This is a genomic window from Streptomyces sp. NPDC054842 (assembly GCF_053611025.1).
In genome coordinates this window covers 25,933-40,500 of sequence record NZ_JBSGZN010000026.1, presented here as the reverse complement: position 1 = coordinate 40,500, position 14,568 = coordinate 25,933, and the positions used below count along the sequence as shown (strand labels likewise).

Here is a 14,568-nt window from a genome sequence, read left to right as displayed (position 1 = left end):
TCACCTTGAGTGTGTGAGGGGACGGGAACGGGGCCCCGGTCCGAAGGACATGAGGGCGCGCGAACAGCCGAACGCGTGCTTGCGCAGAGGAACTTGGAGAGGACCGGTCAGGACGCCAGGCCGGTCCGGGGCCTGCTGCGGCGGGTCAGCTTCCTGCGCACCGCGGTCGGTGTATGGCGGGTGAGGCGGGGCCGGTGGCCGGCCGTCGCTCCTCCCGCGTCCGGCACGCTCCCGGACTCCGCGGCAGGGGCGCCGGGGTGTACGTCGAGCAGTCCTGAGCGGAAGAGCCCGTGGTCGACGCGGCGGGCCATGGCCGACTCCAGTTCGGTCCGCAGCGGTCCGTCGCGCAGGACCGCCGCGGGCCCGAGCAGCCCCTCGACCACGGCCAAGGCGCCGGTGATGTCGCCGTGCCGCAGCCGTTCCCGGACGGCGGGCAGTGCCTCCGGATCACGGTGCACCGCGTCGATCGCCCGGAGGCAGGGCAAGGGAGGGCCGCCGAGCGCCACGAGCAGTTCCTCGCGCCGCAGTTGACCGGGATCGTGGTCGACGGCTGTCAGCACCCCGTCCCTGAGAGCGATGTGGTGGCTCTCACCCCGGCACTGCACGCGGTGCGGATCACGGGTTCCCTGGGCGGCCGTGTCAGCCGGTGCCGACCCGGAGGCCGCCAGCGCCGCGCTCACGAGAGGGTGCAGTCCGGCCACCGGGACGAGCCCCGAGCGGAGCAGTTCCAGGTCCGGCAGGACCCGGGCCGCCGCTTCGGGCAGGACCGGCAGTGCGGCGGTCACCTGGGACGGCAGCGTGTCCTCGGGAAGGCGCCGGAGCGTCGGGACATGGCTGTCGTCGGGCGCGACGAGTTCGAGTACGGCATGCCGCCGCGCGCCGAGCCGTACGGTGAAGGCTCCGCGAGGAAGCCCGTCGGCGTGCAACAGCAACTCCGCCTCCGCCGCCCAACTCCCAACCGCCCAGAAGGAGTCGTGGCCGGTGTTGCCTTCCGGTCCGTCCGGCCGGAGCGGCCGGGCCGGCACAGGATGCCGGACGACTGCCGGCAGGGAGTGCGGTGCTCCCGACCCGCACCGCGATGCCAGTTCGTGGCTCCGTTCGGCATCCCAGAGATGCCGGTGCAGGTCGAGCCGGAAACGGCGGTCGGGATGCGGATGGGGGTGCTGCCCCGGAATGCCGTTGCCCGAGCCGTCCCACAACGCCAGGGACATGTGCTGTCCGGCGTCCGCCCGGGCGGGCGGTGTCCGCACCACCAGGTGCAGCGGCGACCCGCCCGAACTCCCGTAACGGGCGAGGGAGATGGTGAGGCCTGGACGCAGCCGGCCGTCGGGGGCGATGCGGGGCATGTGCCAGCGGAGCAGATCCGGCGCCAGTCGACGCAGGTCCGCCCGGAGCAGGGTGACGATACCGGTGCCGTGACGACGGCGTACGGCGCGCAGATCGAGATCGACGTAGACACGGGCGGCCGCGCAGGCCCCCGCCCAGTCACCGACCGCACGCCGCGCGGTCGCGTTCTCGATCATGGACGGTGGCACGGCGTACTCCCGTACGCGCTGCCACATCAGCAGGTGGGGCGGAATCTCGTTCGTGAAGTGAAGTGCCATCAGCACTCACCGGTCACGAAAGAGTCCCCCAATCCGAAAGAGGTGAAGTTCTTCATCGCCCGCATCGTAACCACGCCGATGATGGTCTGTCATGCCCCTATTGGCGGCTGCCGCACCTCCGCCCGCACTGCCTCGTCAATCCGGTCGGGCAGCTGCGACGGCCGCATCGGGTGCACGGACAGTGACATTCGTCACCCTTCGGAGCGGTGACGTGAGGCGTGGAGAGAGCAACTGACAGTCATGGGAACCGGCGATCGTCCCGTGTCCCTGCCCTCCCACGGCACGTACGCCTCGATCACGCTCGGCGTCCGCGCTCGGGCCCCGGTCCCAGGGCGCGCCGGCCCCCTGGCCGACCCCGTCCGGGGAATGACCGGCCCTCCCGCGGTGTTCGATTGGCTGCGGCATCAGTGCAGGCCGGTACTACAGTGCGCCCTGAGGGCGTGCGGATGTACCAGGGCGTGTCGCCGGCCGTGTGCACCGACGAAGAAGGAGACGGACCATGAGTAACGAAGCGCAGCGGGCCCTGCTGGCAGGCGGCTGCTTCTGGGGCATGCAGGAGCTGATCCGGTCACTCCCGGGTGTCCTCGACACCCGCGTCGGATACAGCGGCGGCGACCTCCCGAACGCCACGTACCGCAACCACGCCGGGCACGCGGAGTCCATCGAGATCACCTTCGATCCGGCGAAGACGGACTACCGCAACATCCTGGAGTACTTCTTCCAGATCCACGACCCGACGACGAAGAACCGGCAGGGGAACGACATCGGCGCCGACTACCGTTCGGCCATCTTCTACCTCGACGAGGAGCAGCGGCGCGTCGCCGAGGACACCATCGCCGACGTCGACGCCTCGGGGCTGTGGCCCGGCAAGGTGGTGACCGAGGTGGTGCCCGCCGGTGACTTCTGGGACGCCGAGCCGGAGCACCAGGACTACCTCCAGCGGTACCCCGACGGCTACACCTGCCACTTCCCGCGGCCCAACTGGCGCCTGCCGAAGCGCGCCGCGAGCTGATCCGCCCGGCTGACGGCCACCTGCCCCGCGGTTCCCCGGAACCGCGGGGCGGTCTTGTGCCCGCCGCCGGTCGAGTGCGGTCACGGCCGGGGGCGGGCGGGCCGTGGCGATACGGAACGGCGGCCCCAAGGCGCGGCGTCACAGCAACTGCTGGCCGCCGTCGATGTCGTAGGTGGCTCCGGTCAGGGCCTCGTTGAGCATGAGGTGCACGGCCAGCGCCGCGATGTCCTCCGGGCCGACGACTCGCCGGATGGGCAGGGTCGTGCGCAGTTCCTCGCGTCTGGCGTCGAGTTGGTCGCCCAGGAGCGAGGCGGACAAGGCCGTGTCGACGAATCCGGCGGCGATGAGGTTGACGCGGATGGGCGCCAGTTCGAGTGCCAGGTTGGCGGTGAGTGCGGGCAGCGCCGCCGTGAGCGCGGAGATGACGGACAGGCCCCTGCCGGGGCGCCGGCCACCGGTACCCCCGATGAACAGCAGCGTTCCTCCCGCCCGGACCCTGCCCTGGCTGTACTTGCCGATGGCGAGGGTCATGGCGAGCCGTTCGCCGAAGTGCCGGCTGGTCTCGGGGAGGTCCAGGTCGGCCAGGGGGGCGTAGGACGGCGTGCCCGCCGTGGACAGGACGTGGTCGACCGGGTGGGGCAGGTCCTGGAAGAACCGCTGCACCTGGTCGGGGTCGGTGGCGTCGAAGGTCGCGGTGCTCAACGGCTGGATCTCGGCGGCCGCCTGCTCCAGTCGCCGCGGGTCGCGGCCGACCATCACCACCTGACCGCCCTCCGCACGTACGCGACGCGCGGTCGCCAGCCCCATCCCGGAACTCGCACCGATCACCACGACGGTCTGGTCGGCCAAGTCACGGCCCTGGTTCTGCTGGCCCATCATGTGCCTCCGGTGAGTAAGGGGCCGGGGACGAGCGGCGGGCACCTCGCACTCCGGGTCGACTGCCGGTGCGGCACACGTGGTTGGTGGTCCCACCCACCGGCCCGTCCGGCAGCGCACCGCATGGGGTCGGCCCGAGCCGGACAGGACCGCCGCCCCGAGAGCGATGTCGTCCTCACGTGCGCGCCCCAGTGCAGGCAACTCCGGTACACACCAGCGACTTCGGAGGCCGCAGAGGTCCGCTTGCGCTCCGCGTCGCGCCGGCGCCCGCGTTCTCGCGTCGAGCCGTCGTGTGTGCGACCGCCCGTGGTACCGGCGCGCAGTGCGCCTGTACGAGCGCTCACCAACGTACCCCTCCGGGATGTCGCTCACCACCGGAGCAGGGCAGCACCCGGACCGCTCCGCCTGCGGGGAGCACCGTTTGCCGCTCCGGTGTCACGGTGCTCGCAACGCGGACCGTGTCATGCCTGGCCGGCGCGGCTGTCGCGGTAGCTCTCCAGGACGCGCAACCAGACCTCGCTGATCGTGGGGAACGCGGGTACGGCGTGCCACAGCCGGTCCACCGGTACCTCACTGGCGATCGCTACGGTCGCCGAGTACAGCAGTTCCTGCGTCCCGGGGCCCACGAAGGTCACTCCGACGACGGTCCTGAGGTCGGGGTCGATGAGCACGCGTGCTCTGCCCCGGTAGCCCTCGGCGTACTGCAACGCGCCGGCGACCTTGCCGATCTCGTAGTCCACGACGTCGACGCGGCGCCCGGTGCGCTCGGCCTCCTGCGTCGTCAGGCCGACGCTGGTCACCTCCGGCTCGCAGAACACCACTTGGGGCACGGCGGCGCTGTCGGCCGTCGAGGCGTGCGCTCCCCACCTGCCGTCGTCCAGAGGCTCGCCCTTGGCACGCGCCCCGATCACCGCACCGGCGATGCGCGCCTGGTACTTGCCCTGGTGGGTCATCAGGGCGCGGTGGTTGACGTCGCCGACCGCGTAGAGCCACCCGTCGGCGACCTCTGTCACGCGGTAGGAGTCGTCCACGGTCAACCAGTCGCCCGGGGTCAGTCCGACCGTCTCCAGGCCGATGTCCGCGGTGTGCGGCGCGCGGCCGGTCGCGAAGAGGATCTCGTCCGCCTCCAGTGTCCCGCCGCCGGACAGGGTCACCCGCACGGGGCCGTCGTCGCCGTTCTCGCGGACGACGCCCGTCACCGAGGTGTCGAAGCGAAGATCCACGCCCGCGGCGCGCAGGGAGTCCGCCACCATCTCCCCGGCGAAGGGCTCCATGCGGTTGAGCAGCCCCTTGCCGCCCCGCACCAGCATCGTCACCCGCGACCCGAACGCCTGGTACGCCGTGGCCATCTCGACGGCCACCACCCCGCCGCCGACGACGACGAGGCGGTCCGGTACGTCCCGGGCGGCCGTGGCATCCCGGTTCGTCCAGGGGCGGGCCTCCGCGAGCCCGGGCAGATCGGGGAAGGCGGTGATCGTCCCGGTGCAGACGCCGACGGCTTGCCGTGCCGTCAGGCGCACGGTGTCGCCCTCCGGCGTCTCCACGACGACCTGCTTCGGGCCGTCCAGCCGCCCGTAGCCCCGCACCAGGTCCACGGACACCGAATCGAGCCAGTCGACCTGGTCCTCGTCGTGCCAGAAGGCGGACATCTTGTCCCGGTAGGCGAGCACCGCGGGGACGTCCAGCGGGCCTTGCACCGCCGCCCTCAGCCCCGGGACCCGACGGGCGTCGGCGCGCGCCACCACCGGGCGCAGCAGCGCCTTGCTCGGTTCGCACGCCCAGAACGAGCACTCGCCCCCGAGCAGTTCGTTCTCCACGATCACCGAGGAGAGTCCGGCCGCTCTGGTGCGCTCGGCCAGGTTCTCGCCGGCCGGACCTGCGCCCAGAACCACCACGTCGTAGGCACGAGAAGTGCTGTCCATGCTTGCTCCAGTCCCTCATCCGGATCGCGGCCCCGGCGCGGCGCTCACTGTGGAAGGCACTGCGCGACCCGCACGTGCCCGGAGTCGGCGCAGTCCTCCTGCCATGTTCCTCCAGGGGACCGGTCAGCGCCTGGTGGAGGCCGGACCGGCCGCCAGGGCTCCGGGCGGCCGTAGGGGGAAATCCGCCGCGAGGTCCGGGCCGTCTCGACGGCGGCCGGCCCGGAGCGGTGTTCCCAGCTGTCCCTACGGAGGGGCCGTCACCGGCCGGGGAGCCGGGTCGTGACCTCCTGCAGAACCCATCCGTTGCCGTCCGGGTCGCTGAAGGCCGCGAAGGAGCCGTAGCTGGCGCGCTGGGGCTGCGGTCCGCCGACCCTGCCCTCTTCCGTGCCGCGGTGGAACACCCCGCCCGCGTCATGGAAGATCCCGCCCACCTCGACCCCCCGCTCCACGAGCTCCGCGTGAGCGGCCTCGATGTCGGAGACGACGAGGTGCAGGCCCTGTACGGAACCCGGCGCGGCGGTCGTGACACCGGTGCCGAAGAGGATGGAGCACTGCGACCCGGGCGGAGTCAGGTGGACCACCCGGTAGGTGTCATCGGCGACGTGATCCACGTCCAGACGGAACCCGGCCTTCTCGTAGAAGGCCTTGGCCGCATCGACGTCCGAGACGGGCAGCACGATGACTTCGAGCTTGAGTTCCATAGTTGCCTTCACTTCCACGACAAAGGACACGCACCGAGCGCGTCACCGGTTCGACAGGTGAAATCCTTTCCCATTCTGCTGTCACCGGTCAAGCTGGTGACGAAAAGGGTGTGTCCCGATTGGGTGGTCTGCCTGACGCGAGGGTGGCCGCTTCGGATCGGCCCCCGATGGGTCGGCGCCAAGAGCCGGACGGGCGCAGGTGCGGCGCCAGTTGGCCCCATCCGCTCCATGTGACCGCCTGCCGACGAGAGTGATTCGAGTGCGCGTTGCCCGCTCCGGGTGAGCGCCGGTCGGCACGGGTTGTCACCGGCTTGACTGGTGACTGCCCGGCTGAGGCCCCTGGTGGAGTACTGGGGCAGTGGCTACGACTGGCGCAAGGTGGAGACGCGGCTCAACGCGCTGCCTCAGTTCATCACCGAGATCGACGGACTGGACATCCAGTTCGCGCACATCCGCTCGTCCCACGCCGACGCCATGCCGCTGCTCATGACACACGGCTGGCCGGGCTCGATCATCGAACTGCTGAAGGTCATCGGACCGCTGACCGACCCGACCGCACACGGCGGGCGGGCCGAGGACGCGTTCCATCTCGTTCTTCCGACGCTGCCCGGCTACGGCTTCTACGGCAAGCCGACGGCGACCGGCTGGAACCCGGTCCGGGTGGCGACCGCCTTCCACCGGCTCATGGGCCGCCTCGGCTATCAGCGGTACGTGTCCCAAGGCGGCGACTGGGGTGCGATCATCTCGGAACTGCTCGCGGTGCAGCGCCCGGAGGGCCTGCTGGGCATCCACATCAACATGCCCGGGACGGTGCCGCCGGACGTCCTGCGCCACCTGCGCAACTTCGACCCGGCGCCGCACGCCCTGTCCGCGCGCGAGAAGGCCGCCTACGAGCGGCTGCTGCACTTCTACCGTGACGGCTTCGGCTACGCGGCGATGATGAACCAGAGCGCGCAGACGATCGGTTACGCCCTCGCCGACTCCCCGGTGGCAGCTGCTGTCCCGGGAGATCCGCACCGCTTTCAGGTCACTGCGTTAGGCCGCCGTCCGGGGCGGCGGCCACCGCCCCGCACGGACTCCTCACGTCTGCGGGCTGGTCGCCCGTCCGGGAGTGCGGCCGGAGCGCAGCCACTGGGCGAGCAGGGCGAGGGCGGAGAGGAGTGCCACCGTGGCGGCGTAGACGACGGCCGTCTCGTGCAGTCCCGTGTGGGTGGCGGCGATGCCGGCGATCACGGCGGGCACGCTGAAGGACACGTAGGAGATGACGAAGGCCACGGAGAGCAGTTCGCCGCGTTCGGACGGGGCGGCGATGCGGGCCAGGGTGCCGAAGCTGGCGAGGGCCGAGCCCCCGAAGCCCACTCCGGCGATGACGGTCCCGAGCGCCGCGGTGACCAGGGAGTTCTCCTCGACCCCGACCAGGGCGACGACCGTGCCGGCCAGCAAAAGGCTCGCGCCGAGCGTCAGGGTGCGCGGGGTGGGCCAGCCGCGCAGGGCGAACGCGGTGAGGGAGGCCGGCACCGTGAGCAGGGTGACCACCAGGCCACCGACGACGTGGCTGGAGAGGCCGAACAGGCCGACCGCGACCGACGGGCCGAGCGAGAGGTAGAGACCGCCGAGCGCCCAGCTCGCGACGAGGATCGGCACCAGCCCCAACAGGTCGGCCCGCAGGTGCGGAGCGACGCGCAGGCGCGGCTGGAGCGAACGGGCGGCGCCCGGGCGCTTCAGCGACGTCTCCGGCAGCGCCAGGAGGACGGCGCCGGCGACCAGCACGGCGGCCAGCAGCAGCAGGTACACCAGACGGGTGGGGTGCGGTCCGTACTCCACGAGGAAACCGGAACCCAGCGCGCCCAGTCCGAGCCCGAACGTGGGCGCCGCACCCGAGATGACACCGGCCCGGTGGGGCGCGTGTGCGGGGTTGAGGTCGACCAGGGCCGCGCCGAGGGCGGTCATGGCGGCGCCGGTGGCTATGCCCTGGACCAGCCGCGCGACCAGCAGCAGCGTGATGTCGTCCGCGGTGAGGAACAGGGCCATCGCCACCGCTTCGAGCGCCAGCGCGGACAGTAGGACGGGCCGTCGGCCGAGGTGGTCGGACAAGGCGCCGAGCACCAGCAGAGCGGCGATCATCCCGAGGACGTAGACCGCGAAGACCGTGGTGAGGACGGTCGCCGAGAAGCTCCATTCCTGCTGGTAGACGACGTAGAGCGGGGAGGGCGCGCTGGACGCGGCCATGAAGAGCACGAACACGACGGCCAGGGCGACGAACGCCATCGGCCGCCCCAGCTCGCGCCGGCGGCGACCTGGCGGTGACGTGGTGACCGGCGGGGACATGCGCTGATTGGGCAGGGCGGAGGCGGGCACGATTCTCTCCAAACGCAGTGATCGGTGCGTTAAGACGCTAGCACTAACGCAACGATCAGTGCGATAATTCCGTCATGGTTGACGCTTCAGCTCAGGTACGTCCCGGTGGCCGCTCCGCGAAGGTGCGGGCGGCCGTGCATCGCGCCGTCGAGGATCTTCTGGCGGACGGACCCGCCGAGGCGCTGACGATCCCCGCCGTCGCCGCCCGCGCGGGCGTCCACCCCACGACCGTCTACCGCCGCTGGGGATCGGCCGCCCAGCTGCTGAACGACGTGGCCACCAGCCGGTTCAGCGGTGACGTCGTCGTGCCCGACTCGGGTTCGCTGGCCGGCGACCTGGAACGGTGGATGGCGGACGTCGCGACCGACCTCGCCGATCCGGACACGCTCGCCCTGATGCGCGCCACCATCGGCTCGGGGCCCGAAGGCGGGTGCGCCTGCACGGCGGACCGGCACGAGCAGCTGAGGGCCATCATCGAACGCGAGCGCTCCCGGGGCGGTGAGGCGCCCACGGTGGAGAGCGCCGTCGACTTCCTCCTCGGCCCGCTGTACTACCGAGCGATCTTCAGCACACAGCCCGCCTCCGGCGACTGGGCGCGCGGTCTCGTCACGACGTTTCTGGCGGCGTCCCGGGCACTGGCCTGAGCGAGCCGGACCTCACCGGCGCCGGGTGCGCCGGTGCCCGGTGACCAGGACCGGGAAGCGACGGCCACGTGCCGGGGCATGTGCGGATGCTCGCGGTGCCGCCGTGCGAATCGGGGAGAGTCCGCCACCGAGAAGGAACTTTGCCCGCTCTTTACAACCTCGTCCGTCGCTGTGTCGTCTCTGCGCTCGACCTGTCACCCCGTCCGCCGGAAACCCGCGGCGGACGGACGGAAAGAGGAGAGCGACCCATGCGCCGTACCGTTTCTGGGGCCATGACACTCGCGTGCACCGCCGTACTGGCGGGCGCCGTACCGGCGTTCGCCGACGAGTCGACGCCGAGGCCGACCCCCGCCGCCCCCTCGGAGCGCCCGACCGCCGCCGCGACGCCCACCCCGAGCACCGCGGCTCCCACCGAGGCGCCCACTCGGGCGCCCGCTCCGGGCCAGGTCAGCCGCGTTCCCAGCGGGGCTCCCGACACCGGTGTGGCACCCACGGCGGGGCAGAGCACGGACGGGGGAGCGGCCATCGGAGGCGCCGCCGCAGCGGTCGCCCTGGGCGGCGGGGTGGCGTTCGTCGTCCGTCGGCGACGGACCACCGGGTCGTGACGTCGCCTGCCCGGCAGGCGATCACTGGTGCCGTACCCGGCCGACCCGCGGGGGCTGTTGGCCATGCCGTACCCGCCCGGCTCGCAGCTGTCGGCACGCCTCCCAGGCGGACCGTCACGGCCGCTGCACTGGGCTTACTGCTGTCCGGCTGCGGTGGCACCGGTGACGGCCGGTCCCCAACAGCCGCAACGGGGAACGGACTTGCACCCTCGAATGCCGGCACGAAGGCGAAGGCACCCCAGCGGCGCGGAAGTTCGGTTCCTGTGCGGCTGCGGATCCCCGCCCTCTCGGTGGACACCCCGCTGATACGGCTCGGGTTGGCCGAGGACGGCAGCTTGCAGGTGCCGCCCGTGACGGCACACGACCGAGCGGGCTGGTACGAGCACTCGCCCGCGCCGGGACAGGTCGGGCCGTCCGTGATCCTCGGCCATGTCACCGTCGGCGCCTACGGGGACGGGGTGTTCCGCCGCCTGGACCGGCTGCGCCCCGGCGACACCGTCACCGCGAGTCTGGCGAACGGCACGGCGGCGGCCTTCTCCGTGACCTCCGTCCGGACGGTCGCCAAGGACCGTTTCCCCTCGGACGCCGTCTACGGGGACGTGAACCACCCCGAGCTGCGGCTCATCACCTGCGGCGGCCCCCGTACCGACGAGGGCTACCGTGACAACGTGATCGTCTTCGCCCGGCTGAAGGCGGCGGCTCCCTGACCCTCCCACCGGATCCCGGGCGGACGGAACCCCGCCGGCCGCCCGGGATCCTCCCCCTCAGCCCGAGCCCACGACCTGTGCGGCCACGACCATGGAGAGCGTTGAAACGGTCCCGCGACACGGCAGCGTCCGAGCTGTTCGCTGCCCTCTACCCACGGCTGGCCGGCTGGTGCCGCCGGCTGGTCGACGACGAAGAGACGGCCCACGAGATCGCCTCGGAGGCCTTCACCCGGCTCTGGGCACGCTGGACGGCCGTGGAGGAACCCCGGGGCTTCCTCTACGTGACGGCGGCCAACCTCGTCCGCGACCACTGGCGCAGGACGGAGCGCGAGCGCAGAGCCGTGCGGCGCGTCACGTCCGAGGCGGCCGTCCGGCCGCACGACGAGCAGACCGATCCCTCGGTGCGTCTGCTCGTACAGTCACTGCCGGAGCGCCTGCGCGTCCCGATCCTGCTGCACTACTACGCGGACATGCCCCTCCGGGAGGTGTCCGCCCTGACCGGACGCAAGGAAGGAACCGTCAAGGCCGACCTCCACGCGGCCCGAGAACTGCTCCGCGCCCACCTGGGGAGGAACCTTGATCGCACACCATGACGACGGTCCGGACCCGGAGTTCGGACTCGACGACCCCCTCGCAGTCGTGCTGCGCCCCGGCCCCGACTATCTGAGCCCGCCGCCCGGCCGGTACGAGGCGATCCGCCGCGGTGCGTCCCGGCGCAAGGCGGTCCGCGCCGCGATGGCAGTCGGGCTGTCGTGTGCCGTCGCGGCCGTCGTCGCGCTCCCGCTGGCCATGTCCGCGTCCGAGGCGCCGTCCTCGCCGTCGGTCCCTCTCGCCCCGCCTGCCGCGAGCAGCCCCTCGACCGTCCCTACGCGGCAGGCGACTCCGGAACCGTCCCGGCCCGCGCCCAGCGAGAGCGACCGCCGCCGCGCCCCGGTCCCCACCCGCGCACCGTCCGCGGCACCCACACCCACACCTTCCCCCGACCAGCCGTCGCGGGAGCCGGCCAGGACGGGAGCCACACCCACGGAGCGCGGCGCGCGCTGAGCCTGCGCACGAGCGGGGCCGTGGCGCGGAGGCGAGGGTCAGCCGAGGCACCCGGCGTGGCGGAGGAGAGTCAGCCGAGTGCCCGCAGCCGCAATTTCCTCGGCCGTACCCACGGAGCGCGGGCCCGCGTTGAGCATGCGCACACCGTGCGCTCGGCGCGGTGGGCGAGGGTCAGCCGAGGCACCGGCGCGGCGGAGGACAGTATGCCCGCGGCCTCGACTTCCCTGACCGCACTCACGGACCGCGGCCCGCGTTGAGCCTCCGCACGAGCGGCGACCCGGCGCGGCGGGCGAGGATCAGCCATGGCCCGGCGCGGCGGACGCGGGTCAGCCAAGCCACCGGCGCGGCGGAGGACAGTATGCCCGCCGCTTCAACTCCCCTGGCCGCGAACGGAAACGGACGCCCGCCGAAACCAACTTCCTTGCTCCGAACCCCTGCAAGGACCGGCGCCCGGCCCGCTCACGACGATTCGCGCACCACGAGTTCGGTGGGCAGGACGACGTGCCGGCGCGGTTCCTCGGGGTCGCCGATCTCCTCCAGCAGGATGCGGGAGATCGTGACGCCTATCTCCTCGACGGGCTGACGCACGCTCGTCAGGGGCGGGTTGGTGTGCCGGGCGATGATGGAGTCGTCGAACCCCACCACCGCCACGTCGTCGGGGACGCGCCGCCCCTGCCTGCGCAGCTCGGCGAGGGCGCCCGCCGCCATGACGTCGGAGGCGACGAACACCGCGTCCAGAGCGGGGACTTGTTCAAGGAGTGAACGCATGGCCGCCTCGCCGCCCTCCTCGGTGAAGTCGGCAGGAGCCACGAGCCGGTCGGGGGTCTCGTGCCCCGCCTTCTCCAGCGCGTCACGCCATCCCTGAAGCCGGCTGCGCGCCACGTCCATGTCGAGCGGGCCGCTGATCGTCGCAATCGTCCGCCGCCCTCGCGCGAGCAGGTGCTCGACGGCCGCGGCGGCTCCGCCCGCGTTGTCGGAGTGCACGTGGCTGAGGGACTCGGCGGGGGAGCGGCGCCCAGCCAGCACCGTGGGCAGCCCCATGTCCTCCAGCAGCCCGGGCAGCGGATCGTGCTCGTGCACGGAGACCAGGAGCACACCGTCGACACGCCGTTCCGCCACCGACTCGGTGAGCTGGTCCCGCTCGGCCTGGTCGCGCACGAGCACCAGTTGGAGCTGCGTCCGCGTCTCCGCGAGGGCGGTGCTGACCCCGCGGATGACCGCCGAGAAGTACGGTTCGGAGCCCAGCCGGCTCTCCGACTCCGGGATCACCAGGGCCACCGAGTTCGTCCGGCTCGTCACGAGCCCCCGGGCGACCGAGTTCGGCACGTACTTCAGTTCGTCGATGGCGGCGAGCACGGCGGCCCTGGCCTTCTCGCTGACGAGCTCCGAGCCGTTGATGACTCGTGAAACCGTGGTGCGTCCGACACCGGCGCGCGCGGCCACGGTCTTGATGGTCGGGCGTTGCCTGCCCCCCATGGCGCCTCCTCGCTGACGCGCTGCCCCGACGGCTTTCACCTGCGCATTGTGCCAGACCCCGAGAGCGCACCCCGAAAGGCCGAGGACGCCTGCGCGACATCTTTCCGCAACGAACTGGATTCAACTTCTTGACAGGAGCCTTTCACGGCGGCCACGCTTCGGGCCTCCGGGTGGGCACGTTCCCATCGCCGTTTGGGAACGTGCCCACCCGGACAAACCGGGCCTACGGAGCGGACCGTGGCGCTCGAACTCCGGTGCGTCAGCGCCGCCGCTAGGAGGACGAAATGGGCAAGGCCCGAAGGAAGTTGCGTACACGAGTCGTGGCCGCCGTGTCGGTCGTGTCGGCTCTCGGTCTGGTCGTGGGCTGCGGAGGCAGTGACAACGGGGGGACCGGCGGAGGGAAGAAGGACGGCAAGGTCACCATCACCATGGGGCTGTTCGGCGTCATGGGCTTCAAGGAGACCGGCCTGCTCGACAAGTACATGGAGGAGCACCCCGACGTCACCATCAAGGCCGACGTCGCGGGTGACGAGCAGACCTACTACACCGCGCTGCAGACCCACCTGGCCGCCGGCAGCGGCCTGAAGGACATCCAGGGCATAGAGATCGGCCGGGCCAAGGAACTGTCCGACACGCAGAAGGACAAGTTCGTCGACCTGTCCAAGGTGTCCGGCACGGACCACTTCCTCCCGTGGAAGCAGAGCCAGGTCACCACCGCGGACAAGAAGGTCATCGGCCTCGGCACCGACATCGGCCCGATGGCGGTCTGCTACCGCAAGGACCTGTTCGAGCAGGCGGGCCTGCCCACCGACCGCGACGAGGTCGCCGAGCTGTGGCAGGGCGACTGGGCCAAGTACGTCGCCGCGGGCAAGCGGTTCAAGCAGAAGTCCAAGGACGGCAAGGTCGCCTTCATGGACAGCTCCAGCGGCCTGTTCAACGCCATGATCTACGGCCACTCCGAGCAGTTCTACGACAAGAAGGGCGAGTTGATCTACAAGTCCAACCCTGTCGTGAAGGACGCCTGGAAGCTGGCCTCCGAGGCCGCCACCTCCGACCTCACGGCCAAACTGCGCCAGTTCCAGCCCGGTTGGGACCCCGGCCTGGCCAACAGCACCTTCGCCACCACGGTCTGCCCCGCCTGGATGCTCGCGCACATCAGCGAGAAGGCCGGACCGGCGAACAAGGGCAAGTGGGACGTCGCCAAGGCTCCCCAGGGCGCCAACTGGGGCGGCTCCTTCCTCGGCGTGATGGAGAAGAGCCCCGTCAAGAAGGAGGCCCAGGAACTCGTCGCCTGGCTCACCGCCCCCGAACAGCAGGCGTACCTCTTCAAGAAGATCGGCAACTTCCCCTCGTCGCAGACCGCGCTCGGGATGCCCGAAGTCGTCGACGCCAAGTCCGACTACTTCAGCGGAGCGCCCATCGGCAAGATCTTCGGCGCCGCCGCCAAGGAGATCCCCGACGAGCAGGTGCTCGGCCGCAAGGACGGCACCATCAAGGACATCTTCTCCCAGGGCCTGACCCTGATCGAGGCGCAGAACAAGAGCCCGAACGAGGCGTGGAAGACCACGGACGGGCGCATCGAGAAGGCCGCCGGCTGACCTCGGGCACCGCTGCCCACC

The 14,568-nt window shown here is 71.5% G+C and carries 14 protein-coding genes and 1 pseudogene; 8 read left to right on the top strand and 7 right to left on the bottom strand.

What is annotated here, in order from left to right:
* Positions 1-107: 107 nt before the first annotated feature.
* Positions 108-1,604 (bottom strand): hypothetical protein, encoded by a 1,497-nt coding sequence (locus tag ACWGIS_RS21105; protein WP_453363967.1) that lies wholly within the window; start codon positions 1,602-1,604, stop codon positions 108-110.
* A 499-nt stretch (positions 1,605-2,103) separates the two neighbouring features.
* Between ACWGIS_RS21105 and msrA the strand changes: the two genes are divergently transcribed.
* Entirely contained in the window at positions 2,104-2,616 is a 513-nt protein-coding gene (gene msrA, locus ACWGIS_RS21100; protein ID WP_453363966.1) for a peptide-methionine (S)-S-oxide reductase MsrA, read from the top strand.
* A gap of 138 nt (positions 2,617-2,754) precedes the next feature.
* On the opposite strand, the gene ACWGIS_RS21095 is transcribed toward msrA, so the two are convergent.
* The 3 genes from ACWGIS_RS21095 to ACWGIS_RS21085 all read right to left on the bottom strand — a co-directional run bounded on the left by ACWGIS_RS21095 (position 2,755) and on the right by ACWGIS_RS21085 (position 6,115).
* Entirely contained in the window at positions 2,755-3,492 is a 738-nt protein-coding gene (locus tag ACWGIS_RS21095; RefSeq protein ID WP_453364031.1) for an SDR family oxidoreductase, read from the bottom strand.
* A gap of 461 nt (positions 3,493-3,953) precedes the next feature.
* A complete protein-coding gene (locus ACWGIS_RS21090; RefSeq protein ID WP_453363965.1) occupies positions 3,954-5,414 on the bottom strand; it encodes a dihydrolipoyl dehydrogenase family protein in 1,461 nt (486 codons plus the stop codon).
* Positions 5,415-5,671: 257 nt separating this feature from the next.
* Complete coding sequence (locus tag ACWGIS_RS21085) at positions 5,672-6,115, bottom strand: VOC family protein (protein WP_453363964.1); 444 nt, start codon at positions 6,113-6,115, stop codon at positions 5,672-5,674.
* Between the two features lie 318 nt (positions 6,116-6,433).
* On the opposite strand from ACWGIS_RS21085, the pseudogene ACWGIS_RS21080 reads away from it, so the two are divergent.
* Positions 6,434-6,574: pseudogene (locus ACWGIS_RS21080) on the top strand (epoxide hydrolase N-terminal domain-containing protein); the annotation flags it as partial.
* On the opposite strand, the gene ACWGIS_RS21075 reads toward ACWGIS_RS21080, so the two are convergent.
* The gene (locus ACWGIS_RS21075) at positions 6,520-6,648 is read right to left on the bottom strand and encodes a hypothetical protein (RefSeq protein WP_453363963.1); all 129 of its coding nucleotides are present in this window, start codon (positions 6,646-6,648) and stop codon (positions 6,520-6,522) included. The pseudogene ACWGIS_RS21080 and the gene ACWGIS_RS21075 overlap by 55 nt on opposite strands.
* A 547-nt stretch (positions 6,649-7,195) precedes the next feature.
* Positions 7,196-8,473: an MFS transporter gene (locus tag ACWGIS_RS21070; protein ID WP_453363962.1), complete on the bottom strand. Its 1,278-nt coding sequence runs from the start codon at positions 8,471-8,473 to the stop codon at positions 7,196-7,198.
* A 74-nt stretch (positions 8,474-8,547) separates the two neighbouring features.
* Between ACWGIS_RS21070 and ACWGIS_RS21065 the strand changes: the two genes are divergently transcribed.
* The 5 genes from ACWGIS_RS21065 (at position 8,548) to ACWGIS_RS21045 (ending at position 11,473) form a co-directional block, all read left to right on the top strand.
* Positions 8,548-9,117, top strand: a complete 570-nt coding sequence (locus ACWGIS_RS21065; RefSeq protein ID WP_453363961.1) for a TetR/AcrR family transcriptional regulator — start codon at positions 8,548-8,550, stop codon at positions 9,115-9,117.
* 248 nt (positions 9,118-9,365) lie between these two features.
* Positions 9,366-9,722 carry a sortase-dependent protein gene (locus ACWGIS_RS21060; protein ID WP_453363960.1) on the top strand — a complete coding sequence of 119 codons (357 nt, stop codon included), beginning with the start codon at positions 9,366-9,368 and terminating at the stop codon, positions 9,720-9,722.
* A gap of 128 nt (positions 9,723-9,850) precedes the next feature.
* Entirely contained in the window at positions 9,851-10,429 is a 579-nt protein-coding gene (locus ACWGIS_RS21055) for a class F sortase (protein ID WP_453364030.1), read from the top strand.
* A gap of 101 nt (positions 10,430-10,530) precedes the next feature.
* On the top strand, positions 10,531-11,022 hold the full coding sequence (locus tag ACWGIS_RS21050; protein ID WP_453363959.1) for an RNA polymerase sigma factor: 492 nt from the start codon (positions 10,531-10,533) through the stop codon (positions 11,020-11,022).
* A complete protein-coding gene (locus ACWGIS_RS21045; RefSeq protein WP_453363958.1) occupies positions 11,006-11,473 on the top strand; it encodes a hypothetical protein in 468 nt (155 codons plus the stop codon). The genes ACWGIS_RS21050 and ACWGIS_RS21045 overlap by 17 nt, the downstream gene beginning before the upstream one ends.
* A 459-nt stretch (positions 11,474-11,932) precedes the next feature.
* Here the strand turns inward: ACWGIS_RS21045 and ACWGIS_RS21040 are convergent, their stop codons facing one another.
* Positions 11,933-12,949, bottom strand: a complete 1,017-nt coding sequence (locus ACWGIS_RS21040; RefSeq protein WP_453363957.1) for a LacI family DNA-binding transcriptional regulator — start codon at positions 12,947-12,949, stop codon at positions 11,933-11,935.
* Positions 12,950-13,233: 284 nt separating this feature from the next.
* Here ACWGIS_RS21040 and ACWGIS_RS21035 point away from each other — a divergent pair, with 284 nt between their 5' ends.
* The gene (locus ACWGIS_RS21035) at positions 13,234-14,547 is read left to right on the top strand and encodes an ABC transporter substrate-binding protein (protein ID WP_453363956.1); all 1,314 of its coding nucleotides are present in this window, start codon (positions 13,234-13,236) and stop codon (positions 14,545-14,547) included.
* Positions 14,548-14,568 lie beyond the last annotated feature (21 nt).